The sequence below is a fragment of the Prauserella sp. PE36 genome, assembly GCF_003311655.1.
Lineage (GTDB): Bacteria > Actinomycetota > Actinomycetes > Mycobacteriales > Pseudonocardiaceae > Prauserella_A > Prauserella_A endophytica.
The window spans coordinates 19,188-43,120 of sequence record NZ_QEQT01000086.1; the positions used below are offsets into that span (position 1 = coordinate 19,188).

Annotated in this window: 20 protein-coding genes and 1 pseudogene; 9 read left to right on the forward strand and 12 right to left on the reverse strand. The window is 71.0% G+C overall.

Features of this window, described 5'->3' with window-relative positions:
- Positions 1-2 precede the first annotated feature (2 nt).
- Entirely contained in the window at positions 3-2,171 is a 2,169-nt protein-coding gene (locus tag DI005_RS24810) for a 3-hydroxyacyl-CoA dehydrogenase NAD-binding domain-containing protein (RefSeq protein WP_112271041.1), read from the forward strand.
- Between the two features lie 80 nt (positions 2,172-2,251).
- Here DI005_RS24810 and DI005_RS24815 read toward each other — a convergent pair whose 3' ends face one another.
- The 5 genes from DI005_RS24815 to DI005_RS24835 form a co-directional block, all read right to left on the reverse strand.
- A complete protein-coding gene (locus DI005_RS24815) occupies positions 2,252-2,977 on the reverse strand; it encodes a PP2C family serine/threonine-protein phosphatase (protein ID WP_228714187.1) in 726 nt (241 codons plus the stop codon).
- A gap of 111 nt (positions 2,978-3,088) precedes the next feature.
- On the reverse strand, positions 3,089-4,642 hold the full coding sequence (locus tag DI005_RS24820) for an acetolactate synthase large subunit (RefSeq protein ID WP_112271042.1): 1,554 nt from the start codon (positions 4,640-4,642) through the stop codon (positions 3,089-3,091).
- Between the two features lie 19 nt (positions 4,643-4,661).
- Complete coding sequence (locus DI005_RS24825) at positions 4,662-6,035, reverse strand: FAD-binding oxidoreductase (RefSeq protein WP_113643752.1); 1,374 nt, start codon at positions 6,033-6,035, stop codon at positions 4,662-4,664.
- 538 nt (positions 6,036-6,573) lie between these two features.
- A complete protein-coding gene (locus DI005_RS24830; RefSeq protein ID WP_110337753.1) occupies positions 6,574-7,071 on the reverse strand; it encodes a DUF3830 family protein in 498 nt (165 codons plus the stop codon).
- A gap of 27 nt (positions 7,072-7,098) precedes the next feature.
- Complete coding sequence (locus DI005_RS24835; protein WP_112271044.1) at positions 7,099-8,352, reverse strand: aspartate aminotransferase family protein; 1,254 nt, start codon at positions 8,350-8,352, stop codon at positions 7,099-7,101.
- Between the two features lie 119 nt (positions 8,353-8,471).
- Here DI005_RS24835 and DI005_RS24840 point away from each other — a divergent pair, with 119 nt between their 5' ends.
- The gene (locus DI005_RS24840; protein WP_112271045.1) at positions 8,472-9,935 is read left to right on the forward strand and encodes an NAD-dependent succinate-semialdehyde dehydrogenase; all 1,464 of its coding nucleotides are present in this window, start codon (positions 8,472-8,474) and stop codon (positions 9,933-9,935) included.
- Complete coding sequence (locus DI005_RS24845; protein WP_113643753.1) at positions 9,932-10,987, forward strand: tartrate dehydrogenase; 1,056 nt, start codon at positions 9,932-9,934, stop codon at positions 10,985-10,987. Before DI005_RS24840 ends, DI005_RS24845 begins: the two co-directional genes overlap by 4 nt.
- 116 nt (positions 10,988-11,103) lie before the next feature.
- On the opposite strand, the gene DI005_RS24850 is transcribed toward DI005_RS24845, so the two are convergent.
- Complete coding sequence (locus DI005_RS24850) at positions 11,104-11,709, reverse strand: Pr6Pr family membrane protein (RefSeq protein WP_137096639.1); 606 nt, start codon at positions 11,707-11,709, stop codon at positions 11,104-11,106.
- Between the two features lie 141 nt (positions 11,710-11,850).
- On the opposite strand from DI005_RS24850, the gene DI005_RS24855 reads away from it, so the two are divergent.
- From DI005_RS24855 to DI005_RS24865, 4 genes and pseudogenes are all read left to right on the forward strand, one after another.
- Positions 11,851-16,107: an HAD-IC family P-type ATPase gene (locus DI005_RS24855; protein WP_113643754.1), complete on the forward strand. Its 4,257-nt coding sequence runs from the start codon at positions 11,851-11,853 to the stop codon at positions 16,105-16,107.
- A 25-nt stretch (positions 16,108-16,132) separates the two neighbouring features.
- Positions 16,133-16,285 (forward strand): annotated as a pseudogene (locus tag DI005_RS39770) (type II toxin-antitoxin system Phd/YefM family antitoxin); the annotation flags it as partial.
- 29 nt (positions 16,286-16,314) lie between these two features.
- Positions 16,315-16,443 (forward strand): hypothetical protein, encoded by a 129-nt coding sequence (locus DI005_RS39525; RefSeq protein ID WP_255565758.1) that lies wholly within the window; start codon positions 16,315-16,317, stop codon positions 16,441-16,443.
- Entirely contained in the window at positions 16,440-16,847 is a 408-nt protein-coding gene (locus DI005_RS24865; protein WP_113643756.1) for a PIN domain-containing protein, read from the forward strand. Before DI005_RS39525 ends, DI005_RS24865 begins: the two co-directional genes overlap by 4 nt.
- 13 nt (positions 16,848-16,860) lie before the next feature.
- On the opposite strand, the gene DI005_RS24870 is transcribed toward DI005_RS24865, so the two are convergent.
- Genes DI005_RS24870 through DI005_RS24880 form a run of 3 tightly spaced genes read right to left on the reverse strand, consistent with a single transcriptional unit; the run spans position 16,861 to position 19,105 of the window.
- Positions 16,861-17,586, reverse strand: coding sequence for a GntR family transcriptional regulator (locus DI005_RS24870; protein WP_112271322.1), 726 nt, complete (start codon positions 17,584-17,586; stop codon positions 16,861-16,863).
- 2 nt (positions 17,587-17,588) lie between these two features.
- On the reverse strand, positions 17,589-18,311 hold the full coding sequence (locus DI005_RS24875) for a maleate cis-trans isomerase (RefSeq protein ID WP_113643758.1): 723 nt from the start codon (positions 18,309-18,311) through the stop codon (positions 17,589-17,591).
- Between the two features lie 44 nt (positions 18,312-18,355).
- Positions 18,356-19,105: an Asp/Glu/hydantoin racemase gene (locus tag DI005_RS24880; RefSeq protein WP_112271058.1), complete on the reverse strand. Its 750-nt coding sequence runs from the start codon at positions 19,103-19,105 to the stop codon at positions 18,356-18,358.
- Between the two features lie 156 nt (positions 19,106-19,261).
- On the opposite strand from DI005_RS24880, the gene DI005_RS24885 reads away from it, so the two are divergent.
- Both DI005_RS24885 and DI005_RS24890 read left to right on the forward strand, forming a co-directional pair.
- Positions 19,262-20,179 (forward strand): D-2-hydroxyacid dehydrogenase, encoded by a 918-nt coding sequence (locus DI005_RS24885; RefSeq protein ID WP_113643840.1) that lies wholly within the window; start codon positions 19,262-19,264, stop codon positions 20,177-20,179.
- 66 nt (positions 20,180-20,245) lie between these two features.
- Positions 20,246-21,655: an amidase gene (locus DI005_RS24890; protein WP_113643759.1), complete on the forward strand. Its 1,410-nt coding sequence runs from the start codon at positions 20,246-20,248 to the stop codon at positions 21,653-21,655.
- A gap of 58 nt (positions 21,656-21,713) precedes the next feature.
- On the opposite strand, the gene DI005_RS24895 is transcribed toward DI005_RS24890, so the two are convergent.
- The 3 genes from DI005_RS24895 to DI005_RS24905 are packed head-to-tail and all read right to left on the reverse strand — an operon-like array spanning position 21,714 to position 23,904.
- Entirely contained in the window at positions 21,714-22,160 is a 447-nt protein-coding gene (locus DI005_RS24895; protein ID WP_113643761.1) for a VOC family protein, read from the reverse strand.
- Positions 22,157-23,380: an MFS transporter gene (locus tag DI005_RS24900; protein ID WP_113643763.1), complete on the reverse strand. Its 1,224-nt coding sequence runs from the start codon at positions 23,378-23,380 to the stop codon at positions 22,157-22,159. The genes DI005_RS24895 and DI005_RS24900 overlap by 4 nt, the downstream gene beginning before the upstream one ends.
- Positions 23,380-23,904 carry a helix-turn-helix domain-containing protein gene (locus DI005_RS24905; RefSeq protein WP_113643765.1) on the reverse strand — a complete coding sequence of 175 codons (525 nt, stop codon included), beginning with the start codon at positions 23,902-23,904 and terminating at the stop codon, positions 23,380-23,382. The genes DI005_RS24900 and DI005_RS24905 overlap by 1 nt, the downstream gene beginning before the upstream one ends.
- Positions 23,905-23,933 lie beyond the last annotated feature (29 nt).

Sequence of the window (23,933 nt, forward strand, 5' to 3'; positions counted from 1 at the left end):
GCATGGCCGAGGCCAAGACCATCCGCTGGGAACAGGACGCCGACGGCATCGTCCTGCTGACGATGGACGACCCGAAGCAGTCGGCCAACACGATGAACGCCGACTACCGGGAGTCGATGGGCGCCATCGTCGACCGGCTCGAGGCGGAGAAGGACTCGATCACCGGCGTGGTGCTGACGTCGGCGAAGAAGACGTTCTTCGCCGGTGGTGACCTCAACGACCTGATCAAGGCCACCCCCGAGCACGCCGAGGAGATCACCCAGCAGGGCAACGAGCTCAAGGCGCAGCTGCGCAGGCTGGAGACGTTCGGCAAGCCGGTGGTCGCCGCGATCAACGGCGCCGCGCTGGGCGGCGGGCTCGAGATCGCGCTCGCGTGCCACCACCGCATCGCCGCCGACGTCAAGGGCAGCGTCATCGGCCTGCCCGAGGTGACGCTGGGCCTGCTGCCCGGTGGCGGCGGCATCGTGCGCACGGTGCGCCTGCTCGGCATCCAGAACGCGATCCTGAACGTGCTCGTGCAGGGGCAGCGGCACAAGCCGGCCAAGGCGCTGGAGCTCGGCCTCGTGCACGAGCTGGTGTCCAGTGTGGACGAGCTGGTGCCGAAGGCCAAGGAGTGGATCAAGGCCAATCCCGAGGCAGTGCAGCCGTGGGACGCCAAGGGCTACAAGATCCCCGGCGGCAGCCCGTCGAACCCGAGCTTCGCGGCGAACCTGCCCGCGTTCCCCGCGAACCTGCGCAAGCAGCTCAAGGGGGCGCCGATGCCGGCCCCGCGCGCGATCCTGTCGGCTGCCATCGAGGGCGCGCAGGTGGACTTCGAGACCGCCTCGCTCATCGAGACCCGGTACTTCACGAGCCTCGTGATCGGCCAGGTCGCGAAGAACATGACCAAGGCGTTCTTCTTCGACCTGCAGCACATCAACTCCGGCGGCTCGCGGCCGGACGGTTACGAGAAGTACCAGGCGAAGAAGGTCGGCGTGCTCGGCGCGGGCATGATGGGCGCCGCGATCGCCTACGTCTCCGCCAAGGCCGGCATCGAGGTGGTGCTCAAGGACGTCTCGCAGGAGAACGCCGAGAAGGGCAAGGGCTACGCCGCCAAGCTGGAGGAGAAGGCCCTTAAGCGCGGGAAGACCACGCAGGCGAAGTCCGACGAGCTGCTCGCGCGGATCAAGCCCACGGCCGACCCGGCGGACTTCAAGGGCGTCGACTTCGTGATCGAGGCCGTGTTCGAGAGCCAGGAGCTCAAGCACAAGGTCTTCCAGGAGATCGAGGGCGTGGTGAACCCGGACGCGGTGCTGGGCTCCAACACCTCGACGCTGCCGATCACCGGGCTCGCCGAGGGCGTGCAGCGGCAGGAGGACTTCATCGGCATCCACTTCTTCTCGCCGGTGGACAAGATGCCGCTCGTGGAGATCATCCGCGGCGAGAAGACCTCGGACGCCACGCTGGCCAAGGTCTTCGACTACACGCTGCAGATCAAGAAGACCCCGATCGTCGTCAACGACAGCCGTGGGTTCTTCACCAGCCGCGTGATCGGCACGTTCATCAACGAGGCCGTCGCCGCCGTGGGTGAGGGCGTGGAGCCGGCCAGCATCGAGCAGGCCGGTTCGCAGGCCGGTTACCCAGCGCCGCCGCTGCAGCTGATGGACGAGCTGACGCTCACTCTGCCGCGCAAGATCCGGCAGGAGACGCGAGCCGCGGTGGAGGCCGCGGGCGGCACGTGGACCGAGCACCCCGCCGAAGCCGTCATCGACAGGATGATCGACGAGTTCGACCGCAAGGGCCGCTCCAGCGGGGCCGGTTTCTACGAGTACGACGAGAGCGGCAAGCGCACCCGCATCTGGCCGGGGCTGCGTGAGGCGTTCAACTCGGGCTCCGCGACGATCCCGTTCGAGGACCTCAAGGAGCGCATGCTCTTCGCCGAGGCGCTCGAGACCGTGAAGTGCTTCGACGAGGGCGTGCTCACCTCGGTGCAGGACGCCAACATCGGCTCCATCTTCGGCATCGGGTTCCCGGCGTGGACCGGTGGCGTCATCCAGTACATCAACCAGTACCCGGGCGGCCTGAAGGGCTTCGTCGCACGCTCGCGCGAGCTGGCGGAGCGCTACGGTGACCACTTCAACCCGCCGCAGTCCCTGGTGGACAAGGCCGAGAAGGGCGAGATCTTCGAGTAGGTCCGCCGACTGTCCCCCAAGGCCACCTTTGGTGCGTTCAACGCACCAAAGGTGGCCTTGGGTGCATTGAGGGGCAGCTTTCAGAGGAGGAGGCGGTCTACCACGATCGCGGTGGCGTTGTCTCGGCTGCCGAACGTCCTCGCCGCGGTGACGAGCGCGCTGGCCGTGTCGCCGGCCTGAACCCCGTCGGCAAGGATCCCCTTGAGCTGCACCAGGTCGAGGAGCTTGTGCACGCCGTCGCTGCTCAGCACCAGCCTGCCGGGGCCGGCGCCGACCCGCGCCCGGCCGATGTCCTCGGCCTTCGCCGTGCGCACCGAGTCGGTCACCATGTGCTCCAGCCTCGGCGACGGCTCGACGCCGCTCCGGCGCCAGAACTCCGCGAGCGTGTGGTCCACCGTGATCTGGTGCAGCACGCGGCCGTTCCAGCGGTAGGCACGGCAGTCGCCCACCCACGCGATGTCGACCGTCTCCTCATCGGTGCCGACGGGCGGGAACACGGCGACGACCAGCACGGCGTCGGCGTTCGGCTGCTCGAACTGCGCCAGCAGCTCCCGCTGCGCTCGTAGCAGTCCGCCGACGGCTCCGTGGTGCACGGCCTCCGCGGCCGTCGTGCTCGCCGCAAGCCGGGCCGCGCGGGCGGCCAGCAGGTGGTCCCCGACGCCGTCGGCGACCACGAACGCCATGCGCCCGCTGGCTTCGTCCGTGTGGGTGGCCACGGCGTCGGCGTTGATGTCGCGCGGGCCCCGGTCGCTCGCCGCGTCGGAGCGCGTGTGGACCGTCAGCGGCAGGTGGGGAGTGGTCAGCACGGCCGTGCCTCCTCCGGGCGGTGGCCGACCCCCGACGATCGGCCGTTACCTGTTCAACGCCGGAACGGCCGCGCCTACTCCAAGAGTTTCCTGTGAATTCCCGTCACCCGGTCACAGCAGTGGCGGGATCGCCGCGTCGATCAGGTGCGGACCTGGCTCGGTGAGCGCCCGCGAGAACTGCTCGGCCAGCTCCTCGGCGGTCGTCGCGCGGGTCGCCGGTACGCCGAGGCCCTCGGAGATCTTCACGAAGTCGAGCTCGGGCGGGGAGAGGTCGAGCAGGCTCTTGGCCTTCGGTCCCGAGCCCTCCGCCCCGACCCGCTGCAGTTCCATCCGCAGGATCGCGTACGCGCGGTTGTTGAGGATCACCGTGGTGACGTTCAGATTCTCGCGCGCCTGCGTCCACAGCGCGGAAATCGTGTAGAGCGCACTGCCGTCGGACTCCAGGTTGATCACCGGGCGGTCCGGTGCCGCGATCGCGGCGCCCGTCGCCACTGGCATGCCCTGGCCGATCGCGCCGCCGGTGAGGGTGAGCACGTCGTGGCGGGGCGCACCGGCGGTCGCGCCGGGCAGCAGCAGCCCGGACGTGTTGGCCTCGTCGGAGATGATCGCCTGCTCGGGCAGCAGCGCGCCGATCACCTGCACCCAGTTCTGCGCGGTCAGCTCCCCGCTCGGCAGCTCGGGCCGCTGCGGCTGCGCGAGCACCGGCTCCGTACCCGCGGCGACCAGCTCGGCCAGGTCCTCCAGCGCGCCCACGACGTCGTCCTCGACGGCCGCGAGCGTGTGCACCTGCGCGCCCTCTGGCACGAGGTCGCTCGCCTTGCCGGGGTAGGCGAAGAACGACACCGGCGGCCTGGTGCCCGCGACGATCACGTGCCGCGTGCCGTCGAGCTGGTAGGCCACCTGCTCGGCGAGGTAGCCGAGCCGCTCGATCGCGGGCACGCCCGCGCCGCGCTCGAGCCTGCCGGGGAAGGTTTCGATGAACGGCTTCGCCCCGGTCGCCTCGGCGATTCGGCTCGCGGCGCGCAGCCCGGTCTCGCGGCACGCGTCGCCGCCGAGCAGCAGCGCCACGGGCTCGCCTGTGCGGAGCACCTCGGCGACCGACTTCACCGTGGCCTCGTTCACGGGCTTCGCCGTGCGCGGCGGGATGGGCGGGCACGGCCTGCCGCCGTCCCCCCACGAGATGTCCGCGGGCAGGATCAGCGTCGCGACGCGTCCCGGTGCGTCCTGCGCGGCGGCCACCGCGGCGGCCGCGTCCGCGCCGACGTCGGCGGTGCTCTCGCTGCGTCGCACCCAGCCGTTCAACGAACCGGCGACGGCCTCGATGTCCGACTCCAGCGGCGCGTCGTAGCGCTTGTGGTAGGTCGCGTGGTCGCCGATGACGTTGACGACCGGGGTGTTGGCGCGGCGCGCGTTGTGCAGGTTCGCCAGGCCGTTGCCGAGGCCGGGGCCGAGGTGCAGCAGGGTCGCCGCGGGCTTGCCCGCGATCCGCGCGTAGCCGTCGGCGGCACCGGTGACCACGCCCTCCGCGAGCCCCAGCACGCCCCTCATCTCCGGAGCAGTGTCGAGCGCGGCGACGAAGTGCATCTCGGACGTGCCCGGATTCGAGAAGCACACGTCGACCCCCGCGTCGACGAGCGTGCGGATCAGCGACTGCGCGCCGTTCATGGTCCTCCTCGGGAAGTGGTCAGTCGAAAAGCACGCCGGGGTTGAGGATCCCGGCCGGGTCGAAGGCGGTCTTGATGCGCTTCATCAGCTCCACCTTGGCCGGATCCTCGAGCTCCAGCCAGTGTTCCTTCTTCGCGCGGCCGATGCCGTGCTCGCCGGAGATCACGCCGCCGAGCCCCATGCCGGCGGCGAAGATGTCATGCAGCAGGCTCGCACGCTTGGCCGGGTCCTTCTGGAAGATGGCGAGGTGCACGTTGCCGTCGCCGGCGTGTCCGCAGCCGACCACGCCCGACTCGGTCCTGGCGGCGATCTCCCTTGCCCTGCCGAGGAACTCGGGCATGGCCCCCCTGGGCACCACCACGTCGATCACGTCGTCGGCACCCGCCGACTTGGCCGTCCAGAACGCCTTCTCGCGGGCCTCGATGAGCTTGCGGGCCGAGCCGCCCTCCAGCACGTAGACGTCGGTGGCGCCGAGCCCGGACAGCAGCTCGCCGAGCGCCTGGACGTCGCCGTCGAGCCGGTCGGCCTCCCGGTTCTCCAGCCCCACCACGAGGTACGCCTGCGAGGCGTCGCGTACCTCGTCGGGGATGCCGAGGGACAGTCGCGCGGTGTAGGTGATCGCGGCCATCGTGAGCGCGTCGATGTACTCCAGGATGTGCGGGGCGAGCCCGCTCGACACGATCGCGGGTACCGCGGCCATCACCTGGTCGAGGTCGCTGAACGGGGCGAGCACGGTCGCCCCGTGGGTGAGCCTTGGGTGCAGCCGGACGGTGATCTCGGTGGCCAGCGCGAGCGTGCCCTCTGAGCCGATCACGAGCTGTGTGAGGTCGTAGCCGGTGGAGGTCTTGACGATCTTGCCGCCGGTGCGGATGACCTCGCCGGTGGCAAGAACCGCTTGCAGGCCAAGGACGTTGTTGCGCGTGACGCCGTACTTGACGGCCCGCATGCCGCCCGCGTTGGTGCCGACGTTGCCGCCGACGCTCGCGCTCATCTCGCCGGGGTAGACGGTGTAGCCGAGGCCGCTCTCGGCCGTCCGTTCGTCCAGTTCGGACAGTGTGACACCGGGCTGTACCACCGCGACGTGGTTGGTGGTGTCGATCTCGAGGATCGCGTTCATGCGCTCGAAGGAGACAAGGATCCCGTCGGGATGGGGCCGGGCGGCGGCGGAGAGCCCGCTGCCGGAACCTCGGGCGGTGACGGGGATCCGGTGTTCGGTCGCCGTGGTCAGGATGGCGGCGACCTCGTCGGTGGTGGCCGGCTTGGCCACGTACCGGGGCTTGACGGGTTCGCCGACGAGTGCTTCGTCGCCCGCGTAGTCCTCGGTGACGGCCTCGCCGGTCAGGAGGTGCTGTTCGCCGACGATGTCGGCCAGTCGCTGCGCAACGTCGCCCATGGCGGAAGCCTAGTACGACGGCGCGACTGAAAGCCATTCATGTTCGCCGCCGGGGGCGGGGCCGGTCCGCGCCAACGTGCCGACCCCGCCCTCGGCTTCAGCTAACTCGGCCTCAGACCAGCCAGCCCAGGATGTTGGCCAGGTGCGCGAGGATGCCGGTGAGGATGTCGCCGCCGTGGGTGACGAAGATCTGCATTTCGAGGGGCTCCTTAACAGGAAATCGGTTACACGGATTGCCGTGTGCACACAGCTGCTTTCGAAAGCCAGGCAAGGCTTTCAGCGCGGCTGAGCCCCTGTCAAAGAGCCGGAGAACCGGCGGGGCGAAACCCGAAATCCCCTCAGTTTAAACACGTAAGGCTTTCGGGTTTTGCCCCGGCCCTGGGGTTCCGCTCCGTTGGTGACGGTCTGTAGTGGCCAACGGAGCGTTCACCCCGGGTGATGGTGATCTTGATGCGGTATTCGGGGGCTGTCGGCCCACGAACGTGTCAATGCGGTGGTACTAAAGGTGAATCCGCGTCTTCCACCCGTCCGAGTGACCTCACGCGCGGGCGTAGGTCATGGTCTCGCCCTCTACGCCGCGTAGCCAGAGGTCCTGCGCGGCCGCCGCCATCTCCGGCAGCCCTTCCTCGATCGTGGCGAACACGTTGCCGGGCACCCAGCCCGCGTCGCCGTTGATGAGGAGGTTGTTACGGCCGTAGAAGATGGCGAGATCGGTGGCGCCCTGCGCGCTGTGTGCCTCGCTGCCCTCGTCGTAGCCGTAGGCCGGGTTGCCGATCTCCCACGGCTCGAAGCCGAAGTACACGACGTCACCGGGGATCGGCGTGATCGTCGGGTTCTCGCGGCCCGGCTTCGGGTCTGCGAACGGCGGCACGAGCGTGTAGACCTCGTTGCGCGCGTACTTGGCGTGGTAGGCCGAGCCGCTCTGCGGCAGCGCGTCCCACACCGCCTGACAGGTCCGCGGCGCCTCGTCGTCGAGCAGCCGCGCACGGCACGAGACGCCGCGCTTGTCGAGGGTGATCGTGATGTAGCGGGCCACTGGGCTTCTCCTCGAAACTCTCTTCGGTTATTTGGTGACGGTCGCGACCACGTCGGTCCAGATCTCGAGTGCCTCGTCGATCTGCTCGGACGTGACGATCAGCGGCGGGATCATCCGCACGACGTTCATGTAGGCGCCGCACGTGAGCATCAGCAGCCCGCGCTCGGCGGCGAGCTTCTGCGCGGCCTGCGCCGTGGCGTTGTCGGGCTTGCCGTCGGCGGTGGTGAACTCAGAGCCGACCAGCAGGCCGAGGCCGCGGACGTCGCCGATCGCCGGGGTCTTGTCGCCGATGGCGCGCACGCCGTCGAGCAGCTGGCGGCCACGGGCGGCGGCGTTCTCGACGAGGCCCTCCTCCTTGATCACCTCGAGGGTGGCCAGCGCGGCGGCGCACGCGACGGCGTTGCCGCCGTAGGTGCCGCCCTGCGAGCCCGGCCACGCCTTGGCCATGAGCTCCTGCGAGGCGGCGATGCCCGAGATCGGGAAGCCGCTCGCGAGGCCCTTGGCGATCGTGATGACGTCGGGCCGGACGTCGAAGTGCTCGTGGCCCCAGAACCTGCCGGTGCGGCCGAAGCCGGTCTGGATCTCGTCGACGACCAGCAGGATGCCGTGCTCGTCGGCGCGGGCACGCAGCCCGGCCATGAACTCGGGGTTGGCGGGCACGTAGCCGCCCTCGCCCAGCATCGGCTCGATGAAGAACGCGGCCGTCTCGCCCGGAGAGGTCTGCGTGGCGAAGAGGTAGTCCAGCTCGCGCAGCGCGAAGTCGGTGGCGGTCTTCTCGTCCCAGCCGTAGCGGTAGGCGAACGGGAACGGCGCCACGTGCACGCCGCCCATGAGGGGCGAGAAGCCAGCGCTGAACCGGGTGCCCGAGGTGGTCATCGTCGCGGCTGCGACGGTGCGGCCGTGGAAGCCGCCCTGGAACACGATGACGTTGGGCCTGCCGGTGGCCTGGCGGGTCAGCCGCAGCGCGGCCTCCACCGCCTCGCTGCCGGAATTGGAGAAGAAGAGGGAGTCGAGGCCGCTTGGCAGCACCTCCGTGAGGCGCTCGGTCAGCTCGAGCAGCGGCTTGTGCATCACGGTGGTGTACTGGCCGTGGATGAGCTTGCCGATCTGCTCCTGGGCGGCCCGCACGACCTTCGGGTGGCAGTGGCCGGTGCTCGTCACGCCGATGCCGGCGGTGAAGTCGAGGTGGCGGCGGCCGTCGACGTCGTAGAGGTAGACGCCCTCGCCGTGGTCGACGACGACCGGCGTGGCCTGCTTGAGGATGGGGGACAGCTTGGCCATGGCAGCGGCCTCCTTCGGACATGGAAGGGGTAGGACCTGGAGGGTTGTAGATTGTCAACAATATTCGTAGCATGGCCGTCGTAGCGCGGTCAAAACCAAGGGAGCCCAGGAGCTGTGGAATGAGCACGGTCAGCGAGTCCGGCGTGGTCAGCGCGGTGAACAAGGAGCTGTTCATCGGCGGGAAGTGGACCGCCGCGAGCGGTGGCAGGACGTTCCCCGTCCAGGATCCGGCGACCGGTGAGGTGTTGTGCGAGGTCGCCGACGCCTCGCCCGAGGACGGCATCGCCGCCCTCGACGCCGCGGTCGCCGCGCAGGCGGACTGGGCGGCGCACCCGCCGCGCGAGCGGGGCGAGATCCTGCGCAGGGCCTACGACGCGCTCATGGCGCGTCAGGACGAGCTCGCGCTGCTCATGACCCTGGAGATGGGCAAGCCGCTGGCCGAGGCGCGGGGCGAGATCGCCTACGCCGCCGAGTTCTTCCGGTGGTTCGCTGAGGAGGCCGTCCGTATCGATGGCGGCTACGCCACCGCGCCGAACGGCAGCGGCCGCTTCCTCATCGCCAAGCAGCCCGTGGGGCCGTCGCTGCTGATCACGCCGTGGAACTTCCCGATGGCCATGGGCACCCGCAAGATCGGGCCCGCCGTCGCCGCCGGGTGCACCATGGTGATCAAGCCGGCCGCCCAGACGCCGCTGTCGATGCTGGCGCTCGCCCAGATCCTCGCCGACGCCGGCCTGCCGGAGGGCGTGCTCAACGTCGTCACCACCTCCAGCGCGGGCTCCGTCATGGAGCCGCTGATCCGCGACGGCCGCGCGCGCAAGCTCTCCTTCACCGGCTCGACCGCCGTCGGCCGCAAGCTGCTGGAACAGTGCGCCGACAAGGTGCTGCGCACGTCCATGGAGCTGGGCGGCAACGCGCCGTTCCTCGTCTTCGACGACGCCGACCTCGACGCCGCCGTCGAGGGCGCCATGCAAGCGAAGATGCGCAACATCGGCGAGGCGTGCACCGCCGCCAACCGCTTCTACGTGCAGCGCGGCATCGCCGACGAGTTCGCGCGCAGGCTCACCGAGCGCATGGCCGCACTGCCGATCGGCCGGGGCACCGAGGACGGCGTCGTGGTGGGCCCGCTCATCGACGAGGCCGCGATCGAGAAGGTCAGCGAGCTCGTGAGCGACGCCGCGGGGCGCGGCGCGAAGGTGCTCACCGGTGGGGCCACTGTGGACGGTCCGGGGCACTTCTACCAGCCGACCGTGCTCACCGACGTTCCCCAGTCCGCGCGGATGACCAGCGAGGAGATCTTCGGCCCGGTGGCGCCGATCTCGGTGTTCGACACCGAGGACGAGGCCATCGCCAAGGCCAACGACACCGAGTACGGGCTCGTGAGCTACGTATTCACCAGCGACCTCAAGCGCTCGCTGCGCGTGTGCGAGCGGCTGGAGACCGGCATGGTGGGCCTCAACCAGGGCATCGTGTCCAACCCGGCGGCGCCGTTCGGGGGCGTGAAGCAGTCCGGCCTCGGGCGCGAGGGCGGCACGGTCGGCATCGACGAGTTCCTCGAGACCAAGTACATCGCGGTGAGCCTGTGAACGACTACCGGATCGCCTCGATCCCAGGCGACGGCATCGGCGTCGACGTCCAGATCGAGGCACGCAAGGTCCTTGACGCTGCCGCGAAACGGTTCGGCTTCGGTCTGGAGTGGACGGAGTTCGACTGGAGCTGCGAGCGCTACGCCAAGACCGGCACGATGATGCCCGAGGACGGCATCGAGCAGCTGAGCGGATTCGACTCGATCCTGCTGGGCGCCGTTGGTTTCCCCGGCGTGCCCGACCACGTCTCACTGTGGGGCCTGCTCATCCCGGTGCGCAGGGCGTTCCAGCAGTACGTCAACCTGCGGCCCGTGCGGCTGCTGCCCGGCACCACGTCGGTGCTCGCCGGGCGGTCGGCCGACGAGCTGGAGATGGTGATCGTCCGCGAGAACTCCGAGGGCGAGTACTCCACGCTCGGCGGCAGGCACAACTCCGGGCAGGCGAGCGAGTTCGCGTTGCAGGAAGCCGTCTTCACCCGGATCGGCGTCGAGCGGATCGTCCGGTACGCCTTCGAGCTGGCGCGCACGCGCAGCGGCCGCGTGACCTCGGCGACCAAGTCCAACGGCATCATCCACACGATGCCGTTCTGGGACGAGATCTTCGCCGAGGTCGCCGCGGAGTACCCGGATGTGAAGGCCGAGCTGACCCACATCGACGCGCTCGCGGCGCGGATGGTGCAGCAGCCGGACCGGCTCGACGTCGTCGTGGGGTCCAACCTGTTCGGCGACATCCTGAGCGACCTCGCGGCGGCCGTCACGGGCGGGCTCGGCATGGCGCCGTCGGGCAACCTCAACCCGGAGCGCGAGCACCCGTCGATGTTCGAGGCCGTACACGGCAGCGCGCCGGACATCGCGGGCCAGGGCATCGCGAACCCAGTGGCTCAGGTGCTGGCCGCCACGATGATGCTGGAGCACCTCGGCGAGACCGACGCCGCGACGGCCATCAAAGCGGCGGTGGAGAAGGTGCTGAGCGAGGGCGTGGCGCTGACCCCGGACCTCGGCGGCAAGGCCACCACCGCACAGCTCGGTACAGCGATCGCGGAGGCGATCTAGCTTCATCCAACCGCAGTGAAGGCCACCATGCCTGCGTTCAACGCAGGCATGGTGGCCTTCACTGCTGTTCGGCCGTGACCAGCGTCCGGCCGAGCGCGAGGCTCGTCGGCCACGGCTCAGGCTTCCACGACCGGGCCCGGCTGTCCGCGCTTGGCGTTGCCCACCGTCGTGATCAGCCACGTCAGCGCCACGAACACCACGGCGATCACCAGGCTCATCACCGCGACGGCGCCGTAGCCGTTCTGGTCCGGGTCGAGGAACGGGTAGGGATACCAGTGCAGGATCGGCCCTCTCAGGAGGGTGAACGCGAGGTAGGTGACCGGGAACACCAGCCACCACAACGCTTTCCGCAGTGCGATCCGGCTGCGCGGCGGGTCGGCGAGCCAGTCCACCGCCACCAGGATCGGGAGCACCACGTGCAGGATCCGGTTGGCGTACAACGGGGTACCGACGTCGACGCCGCGCAGCAGGATCGCGTAGACGATCCCCGTGGTCAGCATGTAGAGCACGGCCGCGCCCCTGACCGGTCCAGGCACCTCGGTGAACGCGCCCGCCAGCAGCACGAGCGCGGCGAAGACGTTGGAGAGCACCGTGAAGTACCCGAAGTGCGTTACCGGGTTGAAGCGCGGGCCCAGGTGGACGATCAGATAGATCTCCGCGGAGACGACCAGTCCGAACCCGGCAAGGCGCAGCAGCGTGAGCACCCTGGATCTCGTGAGCACCCTGTCATTGAAGCGGCAGGACCAGCGCCCCCGCAGTGTGTCTCGAGGGGTTTGCCCCGGACGGGTCACGGCCGCTCGCGATGATCAAGGACCTGCCCTGCTCATGCATACCTTTCGGCGGATCTGGGCACTACTTCCCGCATGAAGCTGTTCGGGGTGTCCGTACCGGGTCCGTTGTCCGTCGTCGGCGCGACCGTGGGAACCGCTCGCGGGCTCGCCGCGCTGGCCACGCGGCCGCGACGGCACGTGTGGTCCTGCCCGGGGCGGTTGCACATCGAGGCGCACGGCGTGCACGGCGCGGGCAGTGACCGCATCGCCAGGCGGATCGAGCGGGCGCTGGAGGAACACGCGGGTGTGGAGTGGGCTCGGGTCAACGCGCCGTCCTCGCGTGTGATCGTCGCGGTGACCGACCCGCCGCCGAGGACCCACGAGCTCGTGCGGATCGTCGAGCGCGCCGAGTCGGAGCCGTCCTGCCCCGAAGAGGAGGCGGCCGAGGACGAGCTGCACCACCCGGCCGACGGGCTGCGCGGCACGCGGCTGCTGCCCACGCTCGCGACCGATGTCTTCGGACTCGGTATGTCGCTGGTCACGCGCCTCGCGCCGTGGGCGCCCATGCCCTCCGAGCTGGCCTCACTGCCCGCGCTGATCGACCACCACCCCGCGCTGAAGGAACGGATGGCGCAGCGCGCGCACAGCCACGAGCGGGCCGACTCGATGACGTCGATGTTCGCCGCGCTGGCGCAGGGACTGGCAGGCGGCGGCGAAGGCGCTGTGCTCGACGCCGTGCAGCGGATGGGCCAATGGCGCGAGGCGCGGGCGCACGAACGGGCGTGGTGCGACGCCGAGAACGGGCTCATCACGGGACCGGACTTCGCCGGAGCCGAGCCGTGTGCGATCGAGCGGCCGGTGCCGCTGCCCGAGGGCGACGTCGAGCAGTACCAACGCAAGATCCTCGCGCTCGGTGCGGCGGCGAGCGCGGTGACGACGCCGTTCGCGGGGCCGCGCAGGGCGATCGCGCTCGGCTACTCGGCCGTGCCCAAGTCGGCCGAGGTGGGCAGGGCCGCTTTCGCGAGCGCGCTCGGCGCGGTGCTGGCCCGCAGGGGAGCGCTCGTCATGGACCGCCTGGCGCTGCGCAGGCTCGACCGCGTCGACACGCTCGTGCTCGACCGGTCCGCGCTGGAGACGGGCCGGTCGGTGCTGAAGGACCTCGCGCCGCTGCCGGACGCCGACCAGCACGCCGTGGCCGAGCTGGCGTGGCGGCTGTTCGATCCGGCCGCCGCCGAGGAGGTGCGCACCGAGGGGGAGTGGCGGCTCGGGCCGCTCGACGCGCTCGACGTCGACGGCGGCGACGACGAACGGAAGCGGCTCGAACAGCAGGGCGCGACCGGGGTGCTGGGGCTTGTCAAGGGTCAGCGGTTGCAGGCCGTGCTGGCGCTCGGCGGGGAGTCCCTTCCCGGCGTGCACACGCTGACGGCGGCCGCGCAGCGGTCGGGCCTGCGCGTGGTGGACGCCGACAAGCCGTTCGCGAGCGTGCGGGAGCTGCAGGAGCAGGGCGCGGGCGTGCTGCTGGTCTCCACCGACCGGCGTGCGCTCGGCGCCGCCGACTGCGGCGTCGGCACCCACCGTGACGGCGAGCCCGCGCCGTGGGGCGCGCATGTGCTGGCCGGTGACGACGTCGGCACCGTCGCACTGCTCGTGGAGGCGGTCACCGCGGCGAAGACCGTGAACTCCGACAGCATCCGCATCGCGCAGGCGTCCACGGGCGTCGGCGTGGTGACGGCGCTGCAGCCGGGCCGCACGAGCCCGACCTCGCGCGGCATGCGGGCGGTCAACGCCGGTGCCGGCATCGCGCTCGTCAACGCGCGGCGCAGGGCGAGCAGGCTGGAGGTGCCGGAGGGCGCGGTCCCGGCCACCGTGCCGTGGCACCTCATGCCCGTCGAGGCCGTGTTGGAGCGCCTCGACGTGACGGCCGAGGGGCTCACCGAGCAGCGGGCCCGCCGCCGGGCGCGCGGCGGGGACGGCGGCCGGATCGGCAAGAGTCTCGGCGAGGCGTTCGTGGAGGAGCTGGCCAACCCGCTGACGCCGGTGCTCGCCGGCGGTGCCGCGCTGTCTGCCGCGGTCGGCTCTCCGGTGGACGCCGCATTGGTGGCCGGGGTGACCGGGCTGTCCGCGCTGATCGGCAGCATCCAGCAGGTGCGGACCGAGCGGGAGCTGGCCGATCTGCTGCGCCGCTCGTCGGTCAGCGCGACCGTGCTACGGGACGGCGAGGAGCGCGTGATCAGCGCTGACGACCTCGTGCCAGGCGACGTGGTGGCCGTGACGGCCGGCGACGTGGTGCCCGCCGACTGCCGCCTGCTGGAGGCCGATGGGCTGGAGGCCGACGAGTCGTCGCTCACCGGGGAGTCGCTGCCGGTGGCCAAGGACCCGGCCCCGGTGGTGGCCGGCGAGCTCGCCGACCGGACGTCGATGCTGTACGAGGGCACGACGGTGGCGGCGGGGCAGGCGACGGCCGTGGTGGTGGCCGTCGGCGACGACACCGAGGCCGGGCGCAGCATGGCGATCGCGCGGCAGGGCGCGCCGAGCACCGGGGTCGAGCGGCGGCTCACCGAGCTGACGGAGAAGAGCATGCCGCTCGCCGTCGGCTCGGCCGCGGCCGTGGCAGGCGCCGGGCTGCTGCGGGGCGTGCCACTGCGGGAAAGCCTCGGCGCGGCGGTGAACCTCGCCGTCGCTTCCGTTCCGGAGGGCCTGCCGTTCCTGGTCAACGCCGCCCAGCTGGCAGCGGCGAGGCGGCTGGCCGAGCACGGCGCGCTCGTGCGCAACCCGCGCAGTATCGAGGCGCTCGGCCGGGTCGACGTGCTGTGCTTCGACAAGACCGGGACCCTCACCGAGGGCAAGCTGAGTGTCAGCGAGCTCGACGACGGCGAGCGGCGGTGTCGCGTCGACGCGCTGCAGGAGCCTGTGCGGCCGGTGCTCGCGGCCGCGCTGCGCGCGACGCCGCACGCGGACAGCCCCGATGACCTGCCCCACGCGACGGACCGGGCGATCGTCGAGGCGGGACAACGGCTGAAGATGTCGGCCGCGGCCGGCGCGTCCGGGTGGACGCTGGAGGCGGCGGCGCCGTTCGAGCCGTCGCGCGGCTACCACGCGGCGGTGGGCCGGACGAAGAAGGGCCTGCTGCTGAGTGTCAAGGGCGCTCCGGAGGAGGTGCTGCCGCGCTGCTCGCTCGACGGCCGTGCCCGCAAGCGCATGAGCGGCCGGATGCGGGCGCTCGCGAAGGCGGGGCACCGGGTGCTCGCGGTCGCCGAGCGCGCCGTGGACACCGGTGAGGTCTCCGACGAGCTCGTGCGGGACCTGACGTTCCGGGGCTTCGTCGCCATCTCCGACCCCGTGCGAGGAAGCGCGGCACCGGCGGCCGCGCAGCTGCGGGACGCCGGCGTGCACATCGTGATGATCACCGGTGATCACCCGGTGACCGGCGAGGCGATCGCGTCGGAGATCAACGGCGAGCGCGACCTGCACGTGGTGACCGGCGCCGACATCGACGAGCTCGACGACGAGCGGCTCAAGGAGGTACTGCCCGGCGTCGACGTGGTGGCGAGGTGCAGCCCGGCGCAGAAGGTGCGGATCATCCAGGCGTACCAGGGCCTCGGCAAGACCGTGGCGATGACCGGCGACGGCGCCAACGACGCGCCCGCGATCCGGCTCGCCGACGTCGGCATCGCGCTCGGCGGGCACGGCACCCCGGCCGCGAAGGCTGCGGCCGACCTCGTGGTGACCGACGACCGGCTGGAGACGATCATCGCGGCGCTCGTGGAGGGGCGCGCGATGTGGGCGTCGGTGCGCTCGGCGCTCGGGGTGTTGCTCGGCGGGAACCTCGGCGAGATCGGCTTCAACGTGCTGGGCGCCGCGCTGACCGGCCGCTCGCCGCTCACCGCACGGCAGTTGCTGCTGGTGAACCTGCTGACCGACCTGGCGCCGTCGCTGGCGATCGCCTTGCGGCGGCCCGACAACGAGACCGTGGAGGAGCTGCTGCAGGAGGGCCCGGAGAGTTCACTCGGCGGCAGGCTCTACCGGGAGATCGGCTTCCGGGCGGGATCGACGACGGCGGGCGCGACGGCCGCGTGGTCGCTCGCGCGGGTCACCGGCAGGCGGCGAAGGGCCTCGACGGTGGCGCTGGCGGCGCTGGTGGGAACGCAGCTCGGGCAGACGCTGCTGACCGGTGGGCGCAGCCCGGCGGTGCTCGCGAGCGGCCTCGGCTCGGCGGCGGTGCTCGCCGCGGTGATCCAGACGCCGGGGGTGAGCCGGTTCTTCGGCTGCACGCCGCTGGGCCCGGTCGGCTGGGGCATCGCGCTGGGCAGCGCGAGCGCGGCGAGCGTCCTCGGAGCGGTCGTGCAGTGACGGACGCGCTGCTGCGATGTCAGGCATGGATGCCGAGTTGTCAGACGAGCGCATCACCGCCCGCGAGCTGCAGCGCAACGCCGCGGAGGTGCTGGACCGTGCGCGCAATGGTCAGAGCTTCCTGGTGACCAGGCGCGGCGAGACCGTCGCGCGCATCCTCCCGCCCGACCCCGCGGACAAGGCCATCGAGCGGGCGGTGGCCGCCGGGTGCTCGACCCGTCGGTGCTGGATTCGCTGCCCGCAGTGGACGAGCTGCCTGAACGGGAACCCTCGGAACAGGGGAACCGGGCCGGCAGCGAGGCGATCCTGGCCATGCGCGAGGACGGCGCCGGATGAGGTTCGTCTATCTCGACAGCTGTGCGGCGATCAAGCTCTTCAAAGAGGAGGTGGAGTCGGACCGGCTCTCCCTGTGGCTGGCCGGGCAGACGCCCGCCCGCCAGCTCACGAGCTACCTCACTCGTACCGAGCTGCGCCGGGGGCTGCACGCCATCGGCGCCGGTTCCGAGATGCTACAGCGAGCGGAGCAATGGCTACAGCGCTGCGCGCACGTGGCACTGCCCGCCGCCGTGTATGACCAGGCGGGCGATCTCGCGCCGGGTGCCCGCCTGCGCTCGCTGGAAGCGCTGCACCTCGCCGCCGCGCTCAGCCTGGGCTCCGCGCTCGCCTACCTCGTGTCCTACGACAAGCGGCTCGTGGCCGCTGCCGCCGAGCACGGTGTGCCCGTGGCCAGCCCGGAGTGATCGTCAGTGCCGCTCAGGCCAGGTCGACGCCGTCGCGCGTCAGGCCCGGCGCGGCGCCGGAGTGCAGGCTCGTGCCGGGTGCCAGGCGCTGCACAGCGTCGTCCATGTGCGCTTCGAGCAGCGCCAGCATCGACTCCTCGTCGCCGGCACGCAGGGCCTCGATGATCTTGTTGTGCTCGGTGACTCGCTCGTCGACGCCCTGGTAGTTCTTGCTGTAGGTGTTCTGCAGCGCGGACAGGCACATGCGGGTCTCGATGAGCAGCGTCCGCGCCATCCTGGCCAGGCGCCTGCTGCCCGACGCCTCGATCAGCGCCTCGTGGAAGCGCAGGTCCGCCTCGGTCAGCGCGGTCGGGTCGTCCTGCTCGTCGGCGTGGGCCATGGCCTCCACGGCCTCGTCGAGGATCCCGGCCACCCGTTCGCGGTCGCCCGAGCGCACGACCCGGGTCGCGGCCGCCCGCTCGACCGCGGAGCGTGCCGAGTAGATGTCGTAGACGTCGCCAGGTTCGAGGTCGATCACGAACAGGCCCCGGTGCCGTTCGCTGCGCAGGAGGCCCTCCGACACGAGCCGCTGCATGGCCTCCCGCAGCGGCCCGCGCGAGACCTGGAACCGCGCGGCCAGCTCGGTCTCGCCGAGCTGAGTGCCAGGGGGCAGCGAACCGGTCATGATCGCGTCCCTCAGCTGGCGCGCGATGATGGCCGCGGTGGATTCCCGGTTGACCGGTTCGATGTCCGCAAGCATGTTCACGCGCCCTTCGCCCGGAACAGCGTGCCGAGGCCGGGGACCTCGCGGGTGGTGCCGGTCAGGCGCAGGCCTTCCCACACGGTGACCTGGTTGGCCGTCAGCACGGGCTTGCCGAGCCGCTCTTCGATCGTGTCGATCAGCGCGAGCGTGCGCATCGCGGTGTCGGGCACGAGCAGCGCGTCGGCGTCGGGGTGGTCGCGGCTGACGACCAGCTCGACGACCTGCTCCGGGGCCAGCTCGCCGACCTCGGCCGCCGTGTCGATGTCCGCGGCCGACATGGAGACGACCTCGATGCCGCCCCGGCCGAGGAACTCCACGAACAGCTCGGCTACGTCGTCGGGGTAGCTCGCCGCGACGGCGACCTTTCGCAGGCCCAGCGCGGTGGCCGCCCGCACGAAGGCGAACGACGTGCTCGACGCCGGCAGACCGCCCGCGGCGGCGGAGAGCTTGGCGACCTGCTCCTCCGCGCCGTCCCAGCCGTAGACGAAGCTGCCGCTCGTGCAGGCCCAGACCACGGCCGACGGCTCATGCCTGGCGAGCAGCGCGGCGCCCTCGGCGAGCCGGTCGGGGGATCCCAGGTCGAGCAGCTCGGCGACCGCGTGCAGGTCGGTGCCGTAGATGTGCTCGACGGGCAGCCTCGCACCGTCACCGAGCATGCGCTCGGCGAGCGGGTAGTCGTCCTCCGCCGCGTGGTCCGGGTAGATGAAGCCGACCGTGGGCACTGGTGCACCTCCTCGCAGATTGTCGACAATCCTACTAGAGCTGGTCAAGATACCTCACGCAGCCACTTTCCGGGCCCGACGATCGGCAGCCCCATGCGCTTCAGGCACGCCCACATCGTCAGCTGGTTGGCCGTGAGCACCGGCTTGCCGAGCCGCTCCTCGAGCGGCTCGATCACGTCGTAGGTGGGCAGGTTGGTGCAGCTGACGAAGATGGCCTCGGCGGCGCTGTGGTCGGCGGCGAGGATGCGCTCGGCGATGGTGCGGTAGCTGACCTTCCAGATGCCGCCGCCCAGTCCGAGGTGGTCGCTGGACATCGTCTTCACGCCGAGCTCGTCGAGGAACTCGTGCAGCTTGCCGGTGAGGTCCGCGTCATAGGGCGTCAGCACCGAGATCCGGGCGAGGTCGAGCTGCTGCAGCACCTCCGCGAGCGCACCCGAGGTCGTCACGGCGGCGGGGGCGCCTGCGTCGCAGATCACCTTGCGCAGCGTCCTTTCCGCGTCCACACCACTGACGAAGCTGCCCGACGTGCAGAGGTATGCCACGACCTCCGGCTCCACGTGCAGCACGTCGCGCGTCGCCGCCGCGAGGTGGTGGGCGTTGCTCACGAGGTGGGCCATCTCCATGCTCACCGGCACGGGTTCGTACGGAGTCCTGGCGAGGTGTAGTGAGACCTCCATCGGCACCCAGCGCCAGAGCTCACGCTCCAGCGCGAGATCGAACGGCGCGATCACGCCGATTCCCCGCTGGGCCAACGGCCCTTCGAAGGCGGGGAAGTCCAGGGCTGCGAAATCCAAGGCTCCGACCTCCGACGGCTTTCTTTGCAGGAGTGTGCCTCCGGGGTGACTCCTCGGATTGTTGACAATCATACGACCGGCTCTTACCGTGTCAACGTGAGTGGCACGGAATCACCGGTGCTCGCGGTGCTCTGCGGGGACAAGCACCCCCCGGACATGGAGCCCATCGAGCAAGAGGCGGCAGTTCGTTACACCGATGCCGACGGCCTTGCCGATGCCCTGCGCGACGCCGACGCGTTGTTCGTCTACGACTTCCTCTCCACGGCAGTACCCGGCGCATGGCATGCGGCAAACCGTTTGCGCTGGTTGCACATCGCGAGCGCGGGCGTCGACCCCGTGATGTTTCCCGCGATGCGCGAGAGCGACGTGGTGCTGACCAATTCGCGAGGTGTGTTCGACAACTCCATCGCGGAGTACGTCCTCGGGCAGGTCCTTGCGTTCGCAAAGGATTTCGCCAGATCGATCAAGCTCCAGCGTGAGCGGACGTGGCTGCACCGCGAGAGCGAGCGGATCGAGGGCCGGTCGGTGCTCGTCGTCGGCACCGGCCCCATCGGACGGTCGATCGCGCGGCTGCTGCGGGCCGTGGGCATGCGCGTCGCGGGCGCGGGCCGCACGGCCCGCGAGGGCGACCCCGACTTCGGGACCGTCCACGCCTCCGCGCGACTGAACGAGCACCTGCCGGAGTTCGATTACGTGGTGGCCGTCGCGCCGCTGACCGAACAGACGAAAGGGATGTTCGACGCGTCCGCCTTCGCCGCGATGAAGCCGGGTGCCCGGTTCGTCAACGTCGGCAGGGGCGAGCTCGTGGTCACCGGTGACCTCGTGGAGGCCCTGCGTGCGGAGCGGATCGCCGGCGCGGCCCTCGACGTCTTCGACACCGAGCCGCTGCCCGCCGAGAGTCCGCTGTGGACGATGGAGAACGTGCACATCTCGCCGCACATGTCGGGTGACTTCGTCGGCTGGCGAAACGCGCTGGTCGAGGTCTTCGCCGACAACTTCCGGCGATGGCGCGCCGGACAGCCCCTCGTCAACGTGGTCGACAAGGGTTTGGGCTACGTTCCGTCAGATGGTTGACGGGCGAGGCGGCCGGCCTCGCCGGTGATGCCGCACGCCGAGCCGTTACCAGTACCGAGGAGAGACATGCCAAGCACCGGAACCCTGCTGACCGCGAGCGAACTGGTCGCGGCCTACTCGTCGGGGGAACTGTCTCCGGTGGAGGCGACGGAGGCCTCCCTCGAGGTGATCGAGCAACGCGACAAGGAGTTGAACGCCTTCACGCTTGTGGACCCCGAGGTGGCGCTCGACCAGGCACGGGCCTCGGAGGAGCGCTGGCGCGAGGGCAACCCGATCGGCTGGCTCGACGGCGTGCCCGCATCGATCAAGGACATGTTCCTGACCCAGGGCTGGCCTACCCTGCGCGGCTCGGTGTGCATCGACCGCGACCAGCCGTGGGACGTGGACAGTCCGGTTACCGCGCGCATGCGGGAGAACGGGCTCGTGCTGCTCGGCAAGACCACCACTCCCGAGCTGGGCTGGAAGGGCGTCACCGACAACCCGCTCGACGGCATCACCCGCAACCCCTGGAACCCGGCGCTCACGCCGGGCGGCTCCAGCGGTGGCAGCGCGGTCGCGGTGGCCACGGGCATGAGCGAGCTGTCGGTGGGCACCGACGGTGGCGGCTCGGTGCGCATTCCCGCGTCGTTCTGCGGCGTCGTCGGGTTCAAGCCGACAGCGGGGCGCGTCCCGCTGTTCCCCGCGAGCCCGTTCGGCGCGCTCGCCCATGCCGGGCCGATGGCGCGCTCCGTGGACGACATCGCGTTGCTGCTGGACGTGCTGGCCACGCCGGACCACCGCGACCCGAGCGCGCTGACGCCGCCGATCGGCACCTACCGCGAGGCCGTGCGCCGAGATGTCCGTGGCCTGCGGGCGGCGTTCTCGCCCGCGCTCGGCTACATCGACGTGGACCCCGAGGTGGCGCAGGCGGTGGTGTCGACGGTCGCCGCGCTGAGCGAGGCCGGACTGTCCGTCGAGGAGGCCGACCCCGGTTTCGCCGACCCCGTCGAGGCGTTCGACGTGTTGTGGTCCACCGGCGCCGCGAAGTGGCTCGACTCGTTCCCGGCGGGTTCGGAGGAACGGATCGACCAGGGCCTGCGCAAGGTCTGGGAGCAGGGGCGCACCTACTCGGCGAGCGACTACCTCGACGCGCAGGCCAAGCGCGCCGCGCTCGGCATCCACATGGGCGAGTTCCATCTTCGCTACGACGTGCTGATCACGCCGACGATGCCGATCCAGCCGTTCGAGGCCGGCCACGACGTGCCGCCCGGCAGCGGGCTCGAGAGCTGGCCACAGTGGACGCGGTTCACGTACCCGTTCAACATGACCCAGCAGCCCGCGATCACCGTGCCGGCCGGGTTCACGTCGCAGGGCCTGCCGGTGGGCCTGCAGATCGTCGGCCCGAGGCATTCCGACGACCTCGTGCTCGCGGTGGCGAAGCTGGTGGAGGAGATCCGTCCCTGGGTCACCGACCGCGCCGCCGGCTCCGGCCGCTGATCGTCCCCCAAGGCCACCTTGGGTGCGTTGAACGCAACAAAGGTGGCCTTGGGGAGCGTCAACCGGGCGCGAGTGGGGGCATCGCGGCGCCTCCGGGGTTCCAGTTGGCGAGGAAGCCGGGCTGCGCCGAGACGTCGACCAGTTCGAGCCGGGCGCCGATGCTGTCGAGCCGGTGGTAGCTGAACGGCCTGCCGTACGGGCACGCGTCGAACGCCACGGGCGCCCCTTCGCCCGCCAGCCGTTCGCTGTCGGCGGCGACGTCCGCCGACCAGTAGCCGAGGTGGTCGAACCGGTTGCCCGTCGAGGTGTCCCACGGGCTGCCCTCGGTCCCGGTGATCAGCTCGAAGAACGGCGGCCCCTCGGCGGAGAACGCGATGCGGTAGTCCCAGTCGCCGAGCCGGCCCTCGCGCGCGGGGGACCACGTCACCCCCACGGTGCGCCTCAGCTCGTCCTGCGCGCGCTCGATGTCGGTGACCACGAAGCACAGATGGTAGAAGCCCGTCATTCCCTCGTTCCTACCAGTTTCCGCTCCAGCCCACGGATCTCTCCGCTCAGCAGCGTCAGCAGGGTGACGACCGTGAGCACGGCCGCGCCGCCCAGCACCGTCGCCTCCACGCCGAAGCGCGCCGCGAGCGGGCCCGCCGCGACTTCGCCGACGGGCAGTGCCACGAACGAGCCGAGCATGTCGTAGGAGTAGACGCGCGCGAGCCGGTCCTCGGGAATGTTCTCCTGCAGCGAGACGTCCCACGCCACCACGAACTGCTCGGTCGCCACCCCGGCGACGAACATCGCCAGCAGCAGGGGGACCACCTGCGGCAACTCGGCGAGCAGCACGAGCGGCACCGCGTCGAGCATCGTCACGGCCACGCCGACACGCAGCGCCCTTCGCGGTTGCCAGCGCGCCACGAGCACACCGCCGACGAACGCACCAGCCGTGTGCGCGGCGAGCACGAACCCCCACGCCGCCCTGCCGATGGTGTCGTCGGCGATCGCGGGGCCCAGCACCACGACGCAGCCGGAGATCACCGCGTTGACCACCATGAACTGCACGACCACGAGCCACACCCAGCGGCGCGCGGTGAACTCGCGCCAGCCCGCGGCCAGTTCGGCGAGCGGGCTCTGCCGCTCCGTGCGGACGGGCCCGCGCACCCGCACGGCGTGATAGGCGAGCGCGGCGGCGAGGAACACGCAGGCGTTCACCGCAATCGCCCAGCCGGAGCCCGCCGCCGCGACGAGCACGCCGCCGAGCGCGGCTCCCGCGACGCGCCCGGTGTTGACCGCCATGCGCACCAGCGCGTTGGCGGGTGTCAGGAGCTCCGGCGGTACGGTCTGCGGGGTCAGCGACGCCGCCGCGGGCAGGGAGATCGCCGCGACCGCACCGTTGGCGGCGCCAACGACCACGAGCAGCGGGATCGACGCGAATCCACTGAGGACACTCAGTGCGATGAGCCCCTGCGTGAGAAACGCCGCGAGCTCCGTGCCCTGCAGTATCACGCCGCGGGGCAGCCGGTCGGCGAGCACGCCACCGAGCAGTAGCAGCGCGACGTTGGCCAGCGATCTCGCCGCCACCACGAGCCCGAGGTCCACCAGCGAGCCGGTGAGGTCGAGCACTGTGAACGCGAGCGCCACGGGCGCGATGGCGTTGCCGAACTCGGCCGCCGTGCGCCCGGCGAGCAGCGCGCGGAAGTCGGGGTGCCGCAGCGGTGCCCCCAGTCCGGCTCTCACTACCGGCCGCCGTCCTCGAGCATGAACAGGGCCACGGTCGCGCTGACGCGGTTCGTGCCGGGTGTGCGGGGCGGCTTCGCCGCGTCGTGCAGCACCTCGGACAGCCGCAGCGACAGCTCCCGCGCCCGTTCCCACGTCTGCTCGTCCACCCACACCTCGGCGTCGATGAGCGACGCGGGCCTGCCCGGCGCGCGGTAGGAGGCCCTGCGGTGCAGCTCGTCGGCGAGCGCGGTGAGCAGCACCGGCTCCTCGGCGGGTTCGCGGCCCAGGAGTCCGGTGCCGCTTTCCGGGTCGTGCCGGTAACGCTTGGCGCGTCCGCCCCGGATGCTCACTTCCTCCGCGACGTACAGCAGGCCGGCGTCGGCGAGCCTGCGCAGGTGGTAGCTGACGTTGGCCTGGCTCTCGCCCAGTTCCCTCGCCGCCTCCGCCGCGCTCATCGGCGCGGCGGTGAGCAGCGACAGGATGCGCAAACGCAGGGGGTGCGCGAGCACGCGCAGCCCGTCGAGTGGTGATTTCTCCGCCATCCCGCTCAGCATCGCGCCAGGCGAGCCAA